The 15,557-nt window shown below is 59.1% G+C and carries 18 protein-coding genes; 15 read left to right on the forward strand and 3 right to left on the reverse strand.

What is annotated here, in order from left to right; translation table 11 throughout:
- Positions 1–60 precede the first annotated feature (60 nt).
- The 9 genes from ACYCZ5_RS00660 to ACYCZ5_RS00700 all read left to right on the forward strand — a co-directional run bounded on the left by ACYCZ5_RS00660 (position 61) and on the right by ACYCZ5_RS00700 (position 7,938).
- A complete protein-coding gene (locus ACYCZ5_RS00660; protein ID WP_461542834.1) occupies positions 61–2,082 on the forward strand; it encodes a TonB-dependent copper receptor in 2,022 nt (673 codons plus the stop codon).
- A 64-nt stretch (positions 2,083–2,146) separates the two neighbouring features.
- Positions 2,147–2,653, forward strand: coding sequence for a copper chaperone PCu(A)C (locus tag ACYCZ5_RS00665; RefSeq protein ID WP_461542835.1), 507 nt, complete (start codon positions 2,147–2,149; stop codon positions 2,651–2,653).
- A gap of 14 nt (positions 2,654–2,667) precedes the next feature.
- The gene (locus ACYCZ5_RS00670) at positions 2,668–3,141 is read left to right on the forward strand and encodes a copper chaperone PCu(A)C (RefSeq protein ID WP_461542836.1); all 474 of its coding nucleotides are present in this window, start codon (positions 2,668–2,670) and stop codon (positions 3,139–3,141) included.
- A gap of 133 nt (positions 3,142–3,274) precedes the next feature.
- Positions 3,275–3,697, forward strand: coding sequence for an Hsp20/alpha crystallin family protein (locus tag ACYCZ5_RS00675; protein ID WP_461542837.1), 423 nt, complete (start codon positions 3,275–3,277; stop codon positions 3,695–3,697).
- Positions 3,698–3,791: 94 nt separating this feature from the next.
- Complete coding sequence (gene argB / locus ACYCZ5_RS00680) at positions 3,792–4,676, forward strand: acetylglutamate kinase (protein WP_461542838.1); 885 nt, start codon at positions 3,792–3,794, stop codon at positions 4,674–4,676.
- Positions 4,673–5,311, forward strand: a complete 639-nt coding sequence (locus tag ACYCZ5_RS00685; RefSeq protein WP_461542839.1) for a pyrimidine 5'-nucleotidase — start codon at positions 4,673–4,675, stop codon at positions 5,309–5,311. Before argB ends, ACYCZ5_RS00685 begins: the two co-directional genes overlap by 4 nt.
- Before the next feature lie 13 nt (positions 5,312–5,324).
- Positions 5,325–5,912 (forward strand): nucleoid occlusion factor SlmA, encoded by a 588-nt coding sequence (slmA, locus tag ACYCZ5_RS00690; RefSeq protein ID WP_461542840.1) that lies wholly within the window; start codon positions 5,325–5,327, stop codon positions 5,910–5,912.
- A 206-nt stretch (positions 5,913–6,118) separates the two neighbouring features.
- Positions 6,119–7,654: a 2-isopropylmalate synthase gene (locus ACYCZ5_RS00695; protein WP_461542841.1), complete on the forward strand. Its 1,536-nt coding sequence runs from the start codon at positions 6,119–6,121 to the stop codon at positions 7,652–7,654.
- Positions 7,655–7,659: 5 nt separating this feature from the next.
- On the forward strand, positions 7,660–7,938 hold the full coding sequence (locus ACYCZ5_RS00700; RefSeq protein WP_461542842.1) for a hypothetical protein: 279 nt from the start codon (positions 7,660–7,662) through the stop codon (positions 7,936–7,938).
- Here ACYCZ5_RS00700 and ACYCZ5_RS00705 read toward each other — a convergent pair.
- Complete coding sequence (locus ACYCZ5_RS00705; RefSeq protein WP_461542843.1) at positions 7,935–8,603, reverse strand: HugZ family pyridoxamine 5'-phosphate oxidase; 669 nt, start codon at positions 8,601–8,603, stop codon at positions 7,935–7,937. The genes ACYCZ5_RS00700 and ACYCZ5_RS00705 overlap by 4 nt on opposite strands.
- 29 nt (positions 8,604–8,632) lie before the next feature.
- Between ACYCZ5_RS00705 and ACYCZ5_RS00710 the strand changes: the two genes are divergently transcribed.
- The 3 genes from ACYCZ5_RS00710 to ACYCZ5_RS00720 all read left to right on the forward strand — a co-directional run bounded on the left by ACYCZ5_RS00710 (position 8,633) and on the right by ACYCZ5_RS00720 (position 10,951).
- Positions 8,633–9,850 carry a YihY family inner membrane protein gene (locus ACYCZ5_RS00710; protein ID WP_461542844.1) on the forward strand — a complete coding sequence of 406 codons (1,218 nt, stop codon included), beginning with the start codon at positions 8,633–8,635 and terminating at the stop codon, positions 9,848–9,850.
- A 79-nt stretch (positions 9,851–9,929) separates the two neighbouring features.
- A complete protein-coding gene (locus tag ACYCZ5_RS00715; protein WP_461542845.1) occupies positions 9,930–10,493 on the forward strand; it encodes a YqhA family protein in 564 nt (187 codons plus the stop codon).
- A complete protein-coding gene (locus tag ACYCZ5_RS00720; protein ID WP_461542846.1) occupies positions 10,493–10,951 on the forward strand; it encodes a TlpA family protein disulfide reductase in 459 nt (152 codons plus the stop codon). The genes ACYCZ5_RS00715 and ACYCZ5_RS00720 overlap by 1 nt, the downstream gene beginning before the upstream one ends.
- 1 nt (position 10,952) lies before the next feature.
- Here the strand turns inward: ACYCZ5_RS00720 and ACYCZ5_RS00725 are convergent, their stop codons facing one another.
- Together ACYCZ5_RS00725 and ACYCZ5_RS00730 are read right to left on the reverse strand one after the other, a co-directional pair.
- Positions 10,953–11,588 (reverse strand): lytic transglycosylase domain-containing protein, encoded by a 636-nt coding sequence (locus ACYCZ5_RS00725; protein WP_461542847.1) that lies wholly within the window; start codon positions 11,586–11,588, stop codon positions 10,953–10,955.
- Entirely contained in the window at positions 11,585–13,294 is a 1,710-nt protein-coding gene (locus tag ACYCZ5_RS00730; protein ID WP_461542848.1) for a proline--tRNA ligase, read from the reverse strand. Before ACYCZ5_RS00730 ends, ACYCZ5_RS00725 begins: the two co-directional genes overlap by 4 nt.
- A gap of 121 nt (positions 13,295–13,415) precedes the next feature.
- Between ACYCZ5_RS00730 and ACYCZ5_RS00735 the strand changes: the two genes are divergently transcribed.
- From ACYCZ5_RS00735 to ACYCZ5_RS00745, 3 genes are read left to right on the forward strand one after another with little or no spacing between them, the layout of a single operon-like run.
- Positions 13,416–13,916, forward strand: a complete 501-nt coding sequence (locus tag ACYCZ5_RS00735) for an RNA pyrophosphohydrolase (RefSeq protein WP_461542849.1) — start codon at positions 13,416–13,418, stop codon at positions 13,914–13,916.
- A 28-nt stretch (positions 13,917–13,944) separates the two neighbouring features.
- Positions 13,945–14,541 carry a CBS domain-containing protein gene (locus tag ACYCZ5_RS00740; RefSeq protein WP_461542850.1) on the forward strand — a complete coding sequence of 199 codons (597 nt, stop codon included), beginning with the start codon at positions 13,945–13,947 and terminating at the stop codon, positions 14,539–14,541.
- Positions 14,542–14,593: 52 nt separating this feature from the next.
- Positions 14,594–15,523 (forward strand): PEGA domain-containing protein, encoded by a 930-nt coding sequence (locus ACYCZ5_RS00745; protein ID WP_461542851.1) that lies wholly within the window; start codon positions 14,594–14,596, stop codon positions 15,521–15,523.
- Positions 15,524–15,557 lie beyond the last annotated feature (34 nt).

Below are 15,557 nucleotides of genomic sequence, written 5' to 3' on the forward strand. Positions count from 1 at the left end.
GCGCAGCGCGAACTCCCTACAATCTTTTCCGCTTGAATTTGATAAATCGGAGGAGATGAGATGAAGTTGAAGATGATCGCGGTGAGCGTCGCACTGGCATTGAGCCATGCAGCGATGGCAGTAGACGAGACCATGGACGAAGTGGTGGTGACCGCGCCGCAGAGCAGCGCACCCCTGACAGTGAAGACCGACCCGAGGAAGCCGCGCCAGCCGGTACCTGCCCACGACGGGGCCGATTATCTCAAGACCATCCCCGGTTTCTCGGTGATCCGCAAAGGCGGCACGGACGGCGATCCTGTGCTGCGCGGCATGGCCGGTTCGCGTTTGAATATCCTGTTGGACGGCGAGCAGATCTTCGGCGGATGCGGTGGCCGCATGGACCCGCCCACGGCGTATGTGTTTCCTGGTTCGTATGACCGCATCACCGTGCTGAAAGGCCCGCAGACCGTGCTGTACGGTGCGGGTAACTCGGCAGGGACGGTGTTGTTCGAACGCAGCATAGATCGCGATGCGCAATTCGGCACGCATGGTCAGGCATCTCTGATGCTGGGCAGCTTCGGCCGCAACGACGAGATGTTGAGCGCCACCACCGGCAGCGAGAAATACTATGTGCGCGCCGATGCGACGCGCACCCATGCCAACGACTACAAGGACGGCAGCGGCGTGGCCGTACATTCTTCCTATACACGCTGGAGCGGCAACGCGGCACTGGGCTGGACGCCGGATGACGTGACACGCATGGAAGTGACGCTGGCCAAGAGCGACGGACAGGCCGCCTATGCGGACCGTGCCGTGGACGGTTCCAAGTTTGCGCGTGATAACTTTGGCGCGAAGTTCGAGAAGCGCAACATGGGCGGCATGCTGGAAGCCGTCGAGGCGCAGGCGTATTACAACTATGTCGACCATGTGATGGACAGCTACACCCTGCGCAGCGGTAATCCCGCTTCGATGATGGCGGCGATGAACCCGGATCGCAAGACCACCGGTGGTCGTGCAGTCGGAACGCTGCAGTTGGCAGACGACAGCCAGCTCAAGTTGGGGCTGGATACGCAATACAATGTGCACACCAACCGCATGGGTGCGGCGCCCGGCTACATGGGCGATTACACGCTGAAAGCGCGCACCAAAGATGCAGAGTTCAAGAACCTCGGCGTGTTCGGTGAATGGCATCAGGATGTGAGTGACACGCGCCGCGTGATCGCCGGTCTGCGTGCCGACAGCTGGCAGGCGACCGACTTCCGGATCATGATCATGCGCGGCATGACGTCGGTGATGAATCCGACAGCCAACCAGACCCGCAAGGAGACACTGGCCAGCGGTTTTGTGCGCTATGAGCAGGATACCTCCGCGACACATACCTGGTATGTCGGGGCAGGGCGCACTGCGCGCGCACCGGATTACTGGGAATTGTTCAACAAGGAAAGCCTGACCACTGCCAGTTCGTTCAATACCTTCAGTGAGAAGACCTCGCAACTCGATGTCGGCATGAACTACCGTGCGGGTGACTATCTGTCGGGTTCCGTGTCCGCGTTCTATAGCAAGATCACCGACTTCAACCTAATCCAGTCGAACGTGATGAAGGGTATGACGGCCGTCACTGTGACGCGCAATGTCGCCGCGACGACCTATGGTGCCGAGGCGGGTGTTGCCTATGCGTTGCTGGACAACTGGAAGGTGGACGGCAGCCTGGCCTATGTGCGCGGCAGCAATGATACCGATGGCACCGCGCTGGGGCAGATGCCGCCGCTGGAAGTGCGTGTCGGCCTGAACTACGACGACAAGGTGTGGTCGTTCGGTGCGCTGTTGCGTGCCGTAGCCGCACAGGATCGCGTGGCGGTGAATCAGGGCAATATTGCCGGTCAGGACATCGCGGCTTCTAGCGGTTTCGGCGTGTTCTCGCTGAACGGTGGCTGGCATGCGGATAAGGCTTTCAAGGTGAGCGCCGGTGTGGACAATCTGTTCAACAAGACCTATGCCGAGCACATCAGCCGCGCCGGAACGATGGTGACAGGCTACACGCAGACCACGCGCGTGAACGAGATGGGTCGCAATCTTTGGCTGAAAGGTGATTTCGCGTTCTGAAGCGGAATCGGGGCTAGAATAGTGCGCCACGGAAATGTGGCGCCTCATTTACAAGGAGTATCAAATGCGTAAGGTTCTTTTTGCAGTGTTGTTCGGTCTTTCTTTTGCTGCGCAAGCGGCCGATGTGGAGGTTTCCCAAGCATGGACGCGCGCCACGGCACCGGGGCAGGACAGCGCGATGGTGCAAGCCGTCATCACCAGCAAGCAAGCGGCGGAGTTGGTCGGCGTCAGCTGCAAGTGTGCCGACACCGCAGAATTGCACAGCATGGTGCACGAGGGCGGCATGATGAAGATGCGCCAGGTCGAGGCTATCGATCTGCCGGCCGGCACAGCAGTCGATCTGGGTGCGGCTGGATATCACCTTATGCTGATCGGCTTGAAACAGCAGATCAAGGAAGGCCAGCAGATCGAGCTGATGCTCACGCTGCGCCACAAAAACGGCAAGACCAAGAACGTGAAGTTCAAAGCACCGGCCAAGGCCTTGAATGCCAGTGCCAGCAAGCCCATGCACGACATGCCTGCAGCCGGCGGACATGACATGGGCAATATGCACCAGCATATGCAGCATTGATAGCGGAGGGCGGCATGCGCAGAATCCTGTTTCTTATCCTGAGCTTGCTCGTTGCGCCGCAAGCCTATGCGGCCAGCGATGTGCTGGTGGATAAGGTCTGGATGCGCGAGAGCGTACCGGGGCAGACAGCCGCCACCGTGCAACTCAATCTGTATGTGACCAGGGAAGCAAAACTGCTGGGCGTGAGCAGTCCGCTGGCAGCATCCGGCGAGATACGCCACGTCATGAAACGCGGCGGCAAGATGCAGCAACGCACATTGCGGGACCTGAAGCTGGCGGGGCACAGCAACACGCTGTTCGGCGAGCGCGGCTTGTACCTGATGCTGGTAGGGCTCAAACAGCCGCTCAATGTGGGTGACAAGGTGCCGGTGACCTTGTCCCTCAAGATAGGCGGCAAGACGCGGGATGTCGAAGTGCAAGCAGCGGTACGTGCATTGGAGCTGAGCTACAAGCACTACAACGATCCGGCAGTGATGGATCACCAGTAGCACCCATCGTTGCACATGAAAAAGGCGGCTGAAAGCCGCCTTTTTCATGCCCTTGAAATTCTCCTTGGCGACCATAGATTGCAAACAGGCGGGCTGTCCCGCCAGTCTGTGAACGAAATTCAAGGAGAACGAAATGGCCAACATCAGCAGATACAACCCGACCCGCGATGCCCTGGACGACCTGTTCCGGGGTTTCTTCATGCAGCCCGTGCGCCTGGAAGGGCAGCAGGAGGTGCAGATCAGGATGGATGTCAGCGAGGACGACAGGGCTTACAAGGTGCATGCCGAGATACCCGGCGTGAAGAAGGATGACATCCATGTGCATATCGACGGCAATCAGGTGTCGATCAGTGCAGAGGTCAAAAATGAGAAAGAAGTGAAGGAAGGTGAAAAAGTGCTGCGGAGCGAGCGCTACTACGGCAGTGTGTCTCGAGCTTTCACGCTGGGGCAGGATGTGGATGAGAACGCTGCCCAAGCGAAATATCAGGATGGTGTGCTGGAATTGATGCTGCCGAAGAAGGTGGCGGTCAGCGCGAAGAAGCTGGTCATCCAGTAATTACTCCCTCATCAACATGCATGCGGGCGGCGCTTTGCCGCCCGTTTTCATTCTGTCTGGAGTAGAATTCGCGGCAATTTCTTCAGGAGTCGCCATGCCATTAACTGCTGCCACCGCCGCGCAAAAAGCCCACACCCTGTCCGAAGCGCTGCCCTATATCCAGCGCTTCTTTGACAAGACCATCGTCATCAAATACGGTGGCAACGCCATGACCGATCCCAAGTTACAGGAGGGATTCGCGCGCGATGTGGTGCTGCTCAAGCTGGTCGGTATGAACCCTGTGGTGGTGCACGGCGGCGGTCCGCAGATCAACGACCTGCTGCAGAAGGTGGGCAAGAAGGGTGAGTTCATCCAGGGCATGCGCGTCACCGATGACGAGACCATGGACGTGGTCGAGATGGTGCTGGGCAAGGTCAATAAGGACATCGTCAATCTCATCAACCGTTACGGCGGCAAGGCGGTCGGTCTGACCGGACAGGACGGTGCGTTCATCCGCGCCGACAAGATGATGCTGGAGAGCAACGACGAACCGGGCAAGATGCTGGATATCGGCTTGGTCGGCGAGATTAGCAAGATCGATCCTTCCATCATCACTTTCCTCGATTCCGGCGATTTCATCCCGGTGATCGCGCCCATCGGTGTCGCCCCGGACGGCGAGACGCTGAACATCAACGCCGATCTGGTGGCCGGCAAGCTGGCCGAAGTGTTGCGTGCCGAGAAACTGGTGCTGATGACCAACACGCCCGGCGTGCTGGACAAGGACGGCAAGCTGCTCACCGGCCTGACACCCAAGCTGGTCGATGATCTGGTGGCGGACGGTACTTTGTCCGGCGGCATGCTGCCCAAGATCGGCTCCGCGCTGGATGCGGCGCGTAGCGGCGTGAAGGCAGTGCACATCATCGACGGACGCGTGGCCCATGCGCTGTTGCTGGAGATCCTGACCGACGAAGGCGTCGGCACGCTGATCAAGAGCAAGTGAGCGAGCGCGTTTGGGTCTTCGATCTTGACAATACGTTGCATAACGCGACGCCGCATATCTTTCCGCACATCAATCGCAGCATGACGGCCTACTTGCAGGAGCACCTGAAGTTGAGTGCGAAAGCGGCGAACGATCTGCGCGTCGATTACTGGCAACGCTATGGTGCGACGCTGACCGGCCTGATGAAACATCACGGCACCGACCCGGACCATTTCCTGTGGCATACCCACCAGTTTCCCAAACTGCCCGAGATGGTGCTGCGCGAGCCGCGTTTGCGCTGGGTGTTGAAACGTTTGCCGGGACGCAAGCTGGTCTATTCGAATGCCCCCGCGCACTATGCGCGGGCGGTGCTGAAGCTGATGCAGGTGGATGACCTGTTCGATGATGTGTTCGCCATCGAGAGCGCGCGTTACCGTCCCAAGCCGGAAGCGGCAGGGTTCCGTCACTTGTTGCGCAAGCATAAGCTGCAGGCCGCGCAGTGTGTGATGGTGGAAGACAGCGCGGAGAACCTGCGGACCGCAAAACAACTGGGCATGCACACCGTATGGGTGAGCCGTGCGCCGCGCACGCCGCGCTTTGTGGACGTGAAGATAAGCGGTGTGCTGGAATTGCCGCGCATGATGAACCGTCTTTAAGAAAGGAAGAATTATGGCGACCAAGCAAACGGGTGAAAGAAAGCTACAGATCCTGCAAACCATCGCGGAGATGCTGGAACAACCCAAAGGCGAGAAGATCACCACTGCCGCCCTGGCGGGGCGATTGCAACTGTCCGAGGCGGCGCTGTACCGTCACTTCGCCAGCAAGGCGCAGATGTATGAAGGGCTGATCGAGTTCATCGAGCAGACCGTGTTCGGTCTCATCAACAAGATCGTCACGGAAGAGCAGGACGGGTTGCGGCAGGTGGAGGGCATCCTTGCGCTGCTGCTCGGCTTCGCGCAGAAGAACCGAGGCATGACGCGCGTGCTGATCGGCGATGCGCTGGTGAACGAGGATGAGCGCTTGCAACTGCGCATCAACCAGTTCCTGGATCGCGTCGAGACCACGCTCAAGCAATCGCTGCGCATCGCCTCCACGCAGGGCAGATTGTCCGCGGATGCAGATGTCGGGGCGCATGCCAACCTGCTGCTGTGCTATGTGGTCGGCCGCTGGCAGCAGTTCGGCAAGAGCGGCTACAAGCGACTGCCGATGGAGCAGTGGCCGCAGCAGTGGGCGATATTGCTGCTGCAGTTCAAATAAGCTCGGTTGCGGCCCCCAATAAAAGCCGCTATATTGCGGGCCATGCATTTCTCCCGCCACATATCGCTTTTGCATTCCACCTTCAGCCTGCTGGCAGCGCTGAAGCTGCGCTCGCGCGCATACTGAACCTTACCCCACACGTATCAAAGCAGGCGGCTCGGTAGGCGTGAGCCGTGGATGAACAATTGCGATGGAGCATCATAAAAATGACTGACAAACTGATCATATTCGACACCACCTTGCGCGACGGCGAGCAGAGCCCGGGCGCATCAATGACCAAAGAAGAGAAGTTGCGCATTGCGCGCCAGCTGGAGAAGCTGGGCGTGGATGTGATCGAGGCCGGTTTCGCGGCGGCTAGTCCGGGCGATTTCGACGCGATCCGATCCATCGCCGAGGTCATCAAGGATTCCACTGTCTGTTCGTTGGCGCGTGCCAACGAGAAGGATGTGCGTGCGGCAGGGGAGGCGATCAAGCCGGCCAAACGGGGGCGTATCCACACCTTCATCGCCACCTCGCCCATCCACATGCAGCACAAGCTGCGCATGACCGAGGATCAGGTAGTGGAGCGCGCGGTGCAGGCGGTGAAGTGGGCGCTGGAATACACAGATGATGTGGAGTTCTCGGCCGAGGATGCGGTGCGCTCCGAGATGGACTTCCTGATACGCGTGTTCGACGCGGTGATCCAGGCGGGTGCGAAGACACTGAACGTTCCGGACACAGTGGGTTACAGCATCCCCGCCTTGTGGGGGGAGCGCTTTAAGGATCTGATCGCACGTGTGCCGAACAGCGACAAGGTGATCTGGTCCACCCATTGTCACAACGATCTGGGGATGGCCTCCGCCAACTCGCTCTCCGCTGTGATGAACGGCGCTCGCCAGGTGGAGTGCACCATCAACGGTCTGGGCGAGCGCGCGGGCAATGCTTCGCTGGAGGAGATTGTGATGGCGATCAAGACCCGCCGCGATGTGTTCAGCTGCGACACGGGCATCGATACCGCGCAGATCGTGCCGACCTCCAAGCTGGTGTCCAGCATCACCGGTTATCCGATCCAGCCGAACAAAGCCATCGTCGGCGCGAACGCCTTCGCGCACGAGTCGGGCATCCACCAGGACGGCGTACTCAAGCACCGCGAGACATACGAGATCATGCGCGCCGAAGATGTGGGCTGGGGCGCGAACAAGATGGTGATGGGCAAGCACTCCGGCCGTGCCGCGTTCCGCGCGCGCCTGCAGGAATTGGGTATCGTGCTAGACGGCGAAGAAGCGGTGAATGCCGCTTTCGCGCGCTTTAAGGATCTGGCCGACAAGAAACACGAGATCTTCGACGAGGATCTGCAGGCGCTGGTAAGCGACGAGGAAGCGGCACAGGTGAGCGAGCATTACCGCCTGACGGCCATGGGGGCGCATTCCGAGACCGGCAAGCTGCCGGTAGCACGTGTGGTGTTGAGCATCGGGGGCAAGGAAGCGCATGCCGATGCACAGGGCGGCGGTCCGGTGGATGCGATATTCAAAGCCATCGAGCAGATCGCCAAGAGTGGCACCGAGCTGCTGCTTTATTCGGTGAACAACATCACCAGCGGCACCGATGCGCAGGGCGAAGTGACCGTGCGTCTGGCCAAGGGCGGGCGCGTGGTGAACGGGCAGGGTGCGGATACCGACATCGTGACTGCTTCGGCCAAGGCCTATCTGAATGCGCTGAACAAGCTGCATACCGGTACTGAGCGGGCACATCCGCAGGTCTGAGATGCATGACTGAGGCGAGCAAGCAGAGCTGTCGCCTGATCCTGATGTTTGGGGTGGCGCTGGCTTTTGCTGCTACAACAGCAGGGGCGGTGCCGCTTGCCGAGAAAGTCTCCAGTCCAAAGCCTGAGAAAGTCAGCAAAGGTAAGGCGGTGCACTTTATCGAGAGCCGTCCTGAATCGGGTTCAAAAGTGCATGCGGAAAAGCGGGGGGTTGAGCTTCCTTCTCCGGAGAAACTGCCTGCCAGCGAGCCGCAGCCACTGGAGTTGAAAGGTGTGCGCGGCTAGCTTGGGCCGTCCGCAATGGCTGTGCGGGCTTCTGCTGCGGTCCGGGCGACTCCCTTGAACGCATGGCGCTGTGTCTTGCCGTCTATCTTCAGATCGTAACCATCGCAATCCACTCCTAGCCATTGTGTGGTCGATCCTGCTGTTCGGGCGTTCGACTCGGCAAGCAGTATCTCTTCCTCTTCCATCAATGCATGGCGCGGCACCAGATAGTTCTCGGTCTTGACCCAGTGTATGTCGCCGAAGCCGCCGATGTAGCGGATCGCCAGCGGGGTGATGCGGTAGAAGTTGAAGTCGGCCATGTCGAAGTAGGTCTGCGCTTCTGGGAAGTAGCGCAGGTAGCGTTTGCCGCAACGTTCTCTGTCGGGCTGGAACACGGCATGTCCGACTAAGGTGACTCTTCCCTGCGTCTGGATGTGCGGGTCATCCTGATTGTGGGTGATCAGGCTGACACGAGAATCGTTGAGGATGTTCTTGGTGTGTTCCGCCAATCCGCTGATCAGGATCAGCAGGCTGCCATCGTGATCGACCATGTAAGGCGTGATGGATGTGAAGGGATGGCCGTCGAACTTTTTCGATAGCGTGCCCAGTGCGCCGTAGCGATGTGCCCGCAGTAACTGGCGTGCCGTGCGGCCGTGGTCATGCGGAGTGATTTTGTCGGTTATCATGGGCGCATTGTATTGAGTCGGGTTGGAATATGGAACGTCTAAAACAGGATGTGCTGGACGCGTTGCGTTTCTTGCGCTTTGTCTCCGTGCGCCTGCGTGATGACCGCTGCATGGAGATGGCGGCCAGCCTGACTTTCACCACCTTGCTGTCACTGGTGCCTTTGATCACCATCATGCTGACGGTGTTCGCCGCCTTCCCCGTCTTTTCCGACATGTCGAGCGCGATCAAGTCTTATGTGCTGTCCAACATGCTGCCCGAGACGGGGGGCCGGATGATCACGCGCTACGTGGAACAATTCGCGCAAAGCGCCTCCAGATTGACGGCGGTGGGCATCGTATTCCTCGGCATAGCCGCGATGATGATGATGATGACCATAGACAACGCATTCCATCGTATCTATCGCGTATCCAGACAGCGCAAGCTGGTGCAACGTATCTTGGTTTACTGGGCGGTCATCACCCTCGCGCCCTTGCTGGTCGGCGCCAGCCTGTCCTTGACCTCATGGTTGACCAGCGTGTCGGCCGGCTATGCACAGCATGTGCCGTTTGGCGGCATCTCTATCCTGAAGGTGTTTCCGCTGATCCTGACTGCGGCAGCCTTCACTCTGCTGTTCAGCGTCGTGCCCAATCGCTATGTACCCATCCGGCATGCGCTGATCGGTGGTGTGATTGCGGCTTTCGCCTTCGAATCCATGAATCTGGCGTTCGCTTACTACATCACCCATTTTCCGTCCTACAAGCTGGTGTATGGCGCATTTGCCAGCCTGCCGATATTCCTGCTGTGGATATACCTGTCCTGGTTGATGCTGCTGTTCGGCGCCATCATCTCCTCTGCCATCCCGCACTGGCGTAGCGAACATTCATTCGGGAAGGATCAGCCGACTCAGCTTTATTTCGCGCTGCATATGCTCAAACTCATGGACGAAGGCCTGAAGACAGGTGAGGTCCAAGTCCTGCATAGTCTTTCGCGCCAGCTGCGACTCGGCTATGAAGATGTCGAGCATATCCTGCAGAAGCTGGGCGATGCGAAGGTCGTGAGCAAGCTGTCCGAGCAGGGGTGGGGGATGGTGCGTGCGCCGGAATATGTCACCGTATCCGAGCTGATACGCCTGTTTCTGCTGGATACATCTGGCATGCCCAAACAGGCGGCCGATCCGCATATAACGGCCTGGTTCGCCGCGCTGGAACAGCGCATGCACGGATCAGCGCAGCAGACCCTGCGCGACATCTGGGCAACCCCGGTCTGAACGGTTGCTGTCGCCGGGCTTTTCGGTTTTAATGCGCGCCGCTTGAATCCCGCCACATGAATCAACCAGGAGAGAAGAAATGAAATTCATTGAACAACTGTTCGAAGGCGTACTGTGGAACAGCCGCTTTGTGGTGCTGACCGCGGTCATTGGCAGTCTGCTGGCGGGCTTCGCTATCTTCTACATGGCCACGGTCGACGTGATCTATCTGTTCCAGCATGCGCTGCACTATGCCGATTCCTCACTGAGTGAGGAGGCGCGCAAGGCGCTGCATGACAGCACCGTGTCGCATATCGTCGAGGTGGTGGACGGTTATCTGCTGGCAACGGTGATGCTGATCTTCTCGCTGGGTCTGTATGAGCTGTTTATCAGCGACATCGACCAGGCACATGGTAGCAAGGCCGCAAGCAAGATTATGGTGATCAACAGCCTGGACGATCTGAAATCCAAACTGGCCAAGGTGATCCTGATGATCCTGATCGTTACCCTGTTCGAAGAGGCGATCACCATGCACATCGCGACGCCGCTGGATCTGGTCTATCTGGGTGCGAGCATCGCGCTGGTGGCATTGGCCTTGTACTGGACGCATGCTTCCGAAAGTCACGCCGCGAGCGGCGATGAAGGCGACAAGGCGGGGCACTGATGTCTTTCCGGTCGGCGCTGACGCTACTGGTGCTGGCCTTCTGGCTGGCGCCACTGCAGGCACAGCCCTTCGTGTTCCAGGACATCAAGGGCAAGCCGCAGCGCCTGTCCGACTATCAGGGGAAATGGGTGCTGGTGAACTTCTGGGCGACCTGGTGTCCGCCCTGTCTGGAAGAGATCCCCGATCTGGTCGAACTGCATGAGGCACACCGACGCAAGGATCTGGTGGTGATCGGCGTCGCGCTCGATTCCACCGAGAAGTCGGTGCGCGAGTTCGTCAACCGTTTTGCGATCTCATATCCTGTGGCGGTCAGCGACTACGATCAGGCCGCGCAAGTGGGCGAGGTGAGCGTGTTGCCCACATCCTACCTTTACGATCCCAAAGGGGAGTTGGTCAGTTATCAGGAAGGCATGTTGACGCGCAGCAGCGTCGAGTCCTACATCAAGAGCAAGCAGTGATCTAGCCTTCCTGGCGCGGGGTGCTGAACGGCGATTGCCAGTGCTTCTGCCAGGCTGATTTGACCAGGTTCGGATATTTGGATTTTCCCAGACTGCCGTTGTAACGCCCCAGTGCACGGTACAAGTTGCCTTTTTCGATATCCAGATAGTGTCGCAGGATGGTACAGCCGTAACGCAGGTTGGTGCGCAGGTGGAACAGGTTCTGGTCGCGCGTGCCGATGGCTTTGGTCCAGAACGGCATCACCTGCATGTAGCCGCGCGCACCGGCTTTTGAAACCGCATACTTCTTGAAGCGACTCTCCACCTCGATCAACCCCAGCACCATGTGCGGATCCAGTCCGGCACGCGTCGCCTCATAGTGCACCGTGCTCAGGAAATCAAATCGGTAGTTCGCATCGGGCATACGTTTTTCCAAGCGCCGCGACATCTCGTCCAGCCAAGCCTGCGCTTCCTGCTGCGAGGCGAAGGCCAGTTTTGGGGCAGCCTGGTCGGATACCGCGCGATGCAGCATCGCACGTACGCTGGCAGAAAGCTGTTCCTCCTTCTGCGCACCGGCCTGGGCCGAGAACGACAGACACAAACCCACCGCCGCAAGCGACAGTAACAAGCTGGATCTGTTGAGGGTTTTCAATTTCATAGTTTGGATTGTACGAGCTTGAGCACATCTTGCAAGGCGACGACTTGGGCGGCTTCGTCCTTGCGGCCCTGATACTCGACGTTGCTTTCTTTCAAACTGCGGTCGCCGATCACGATGCGGTGCGGGATGCCGATCAGTTCCAGATCGGCGAACATCACCCCGGGGCGTTCGTCGCGGTCGTCCAGCAACACTTCGATACCGGCTGCCTGCAACTCGGCATAGAGTTGGTCAGCGGCGGCTTTCACCGCCTCACTCTTCTTGTAGCCGATCGGCGCGATGGCGACCTGGAAGGGCGCCATGCCGGCCGGCAGCGCGATGCCGCGTGCATCGAAGTTCTGTTCGATGGCGGCGGCCACGATGCGCGACACGCCGATGCCGTAGCAGCCCATCTCTATAACTTGTGCTTTGCCGTTCTCGTCCAGATAAGTGGCTTGAAGCGCTTCGGAATACTTGGTGCGCAACTGGAAGATGTGGCCGACTTCGATGCCGCGGCACAGTTCCAGCGTGCCTTTGCCGTCCGGCGACGGGTCGCCAGCGACCACGTTGCGGATATCGGCAACCAGATCCGGCTCGGGCAGATCGCGTCCCCAGTTGATGCCGGCGGTGTGGAATTTTGGCTTGTTGCTGCCCGCCACGAAATCGCTCATCGCGGCGACGCTGCGATCTGCGATCACGCGCGTCAGGCTGCGGTTGATTCCGACCGGCCCGAGGAATCCCGGCGGGCAGTTGAAGAAGGCGCGGATCTCGTCTTCGCGTGCGAAGCGGAATTCGGACAGACCGGGCAACTTGTTCACCTTGATCTCGTTCAGGCTGTGGTCGCCGCGCAGTAGCAGGATGACCAACTTATCTTCGGCGATCACCGCCAGCAGTTTCACCGTGCGCTGCAGTGGGATGTCGAGCAACTTGGCGACATCTTCACAAGTGGTTTGGCTCGGTGTGGCGACATCGCGCATCTCTTCGCTTGCTGCGGCACGAGACGTTGCAGGCGCAAGCGCTTCGGCCAGCTCCACGTTGGCGGCGTAATCCGAGTTCGGGCAGAAGGCCAATCCGTCTTCACCGGAATCGGCCAGCACATGGAACTCGTGCGAGCCGGAACCGCCGATTGCGCCGGTGTCCGCGGCTACGGCGCGGAACTGCAAGCCCAGACGGGTGAAGATGCGCGAGTAGGTCTCGTACATCACCTGATAGGTCTGTTCCAGACTCTCGAAGTCGGCGTGGAAGGAGTAGGCATCCTTCATCATGAACTCGCGCGCGCGCATCACGCCGAAACGGGGGCGTACCTCGTCGCGGAACTTGGTCTGGATCTGGTAGAAGTTCAGCGGCAGCTGGCGGTAGCTCTTCACCTCGCGGCGGGCGATGTCGGTGATGACTTCCTCGTGCGTGGGGCCGAAGCAGAACTGGTGGTCGTGGCGGTCGCGGATCTTCAGCATCTGCGGGCCGAACACATCCCATCGGCCGGTCTCCTGCCACAGTTCGGCGGGCTGCACGGCAGGCATCAGCAGCTCGATGCCGCCACTCTTGTCCATCTCTTCGCGCACCACGGCTTCGACTTTGCGCAGCACGCGCAGTCCCAAAGGCATCCAGGTGTACAGTCCGCTGGCAAGTTTGCGGATGTAGCCCGCGCGCAGCATCAGGCGGTGACTGGGCAGTTCGGCCTCGGCAGGAGCTTCCTTGAGGGTGGAGATGAAGAATTTTGAAACGCGCATGTTATCGACTCGTGGGGCGTAAGTAAGAGGGCGCGATTCTACTGCAAGCGGCCAGTCCCGTCTTTCCTGCAGGGCTGAAATGTGGAACAATCCGGCCATCGAAAAATGTATGGGGCGAATCATGATAGACCGTGAAGGTTATCGCCCGAACGTCGGCATCATTCTGACCAACGCAAAGAATCAGGTATTCTGGGGCAAACGTATCAGGCAGGACGCATGGCAGTTCCCGCAAGGGGGCATTCAGCACGGTGAGACGCCGGAACAGGCGATGTACCGTGAACTGCACGAAGAAGTGGGCCTGCATGCCTGCCATGTGAAGATATTGGGCCGGACCCGGGATTGGATGCGTTACGATGTGCCGCAAAGTTGGGGTAAGTCGCGTTCGCATTACAAGGGGCAAAAGCAGATCTGGTTCCTTTTGCGTCTGACAGGACGGGATTGCGATGTGTCGTTGCGCGCATCCGGACATCCCGAGTTCGACGCCTGGCGCTGGACCGAGTACTGGATAGAGCTGGACACTGTGATCGATTTCAAACGGGACGTATATCGTTTGGCGCTCAACGAACTGGTGCGTTTCCTGCCCGCCCTGCGCGGTCAGGAGCATCTGGTAACGCAAAAATAGCAGCTGTTCATTTCAATCAGGAGGACTCATGATCACCCAGTACAAGCCGTTGGCATCCGCAGCATTGAAGACCGGTTCTTCCTTCGTACGACCGACTCAGGTCTTGCCGGAGCGCGTCAAACTCAGCAGCCCGGCGACGGATGTCATGACGGACCTGACCAAGGTCTCGGTGGTCAGCGTGCGTGCCAAGACCTCGATGGACAAAGCCAACGCCAAGATGATCAAGTACGGCGTGCGTATGTTGCTGGTGCTGGACGACAACGAACAGATCGCCGGACTGATCACCGCCACCGATGTGCTGGGCGAGAAGCCGATGCGTTTCCTGCAGAGCATGGGCGGCACGCATGCCGACATCATGGTGCGCGACATCATGACCACGCAGCGCGAGATGGAAGTGCTGGATATCGAAGATGTCAAGAAGGCCAAGGTCGGTGACGTGGTGATGACGCTGAAGGCGGCACATCGCCAACACTCGATGGCGGCTTCGACGGCACCTGACGGCACGCAGACCATTTGCGGTTTGTTCTCCATCACCCAGATCGCTCGCCAGCTCGGTGCGCAAGTGCAGAGTTTCGAGCTGGCTAGCACTTTTACCGAGATCGAAGCGGTCATCGCCCAGAGTTAAGTTCGCTCGCCCGTTTTCAGGGCTTGCGCTACCAACATACAAGGAACGTTCAATGTTGAAATTGCAGTGGCTATTCTCAGCGGGCTTTCTGGTTGCAATGCTTGCTGGGTGTGCGGGTACCCAGGAGCCGGGGAATGCGATCTATATGCATGTCGACGAGAAACCTTCGCCTACCGCCCGTCAGCAGAAATATCCGGTGTTGGTGCGACTGTCGACATACCAGGATGCGCGAGATGTATCCGATCCGCATCTGCTGGGTGTGGCGACTACCCGTGTGTTGGGCATGACAGGTAAGGACATCATGCTGGATAGCGAGGTGGCGGCGGTGGTCGGTGCCAGCATGAAGAAGCGTTTGAGCGACGATGGCTTGCAATTCGTCGAGGCCGACCAGGCGCAGTTCCAGTTGAGCGGAGTGGTCAAGACGCTGTCAGTGGACATCAAGGAACGAGATTATCTGAGCATCGCCATCGAATCGACCTTGACCGATGCTACCAGCGGGCGCGTCATCTGGTCCGGCGTGGTAGCTGAAAAGAAGGAACGCTATGCCGGGGTCTCGGGTAACAGCAAAGGCGATGTGGCAGCCTTGCTGAAATCTGGATTGGCTACGGTCAGCCATAAGACCAGCGAGTCGATCCTGTCTGTGCTGATGGCGACCCGCCCTGAACTGTTCGGTGCGGCGGGTGTGGCCAAAGCCGCGCCGGGTGTGACGGTCTATACAGGTGCACCACCGGTCGTCGCTCCGCCGGCCGCAGCGACTATCAAACCGGTCGCCGCAACCGGCATGCTGGTGCTGACTTCGGTGCCTGGTAACGTCAAGGTCTATGTCGACGATGTTTATTACGGCTTGACGCCGCTGGAAGCCGAGATGCCGGCGGGTATCTACCAGCTGCGTTTCGAACTGGATGGCTATGCCAAGAGCAGCGAAAAGGTTTCGGTGCGTCGTGGTGATCGCACCGAACTGAAGGTGGAGTTGCATCACTGATTGAGCAGCCCAGCCGCCAAACAAAAAAGCCCGC

It is taken from the genome of Sideroxydans sp. (genome assembly GCF_054604835.1).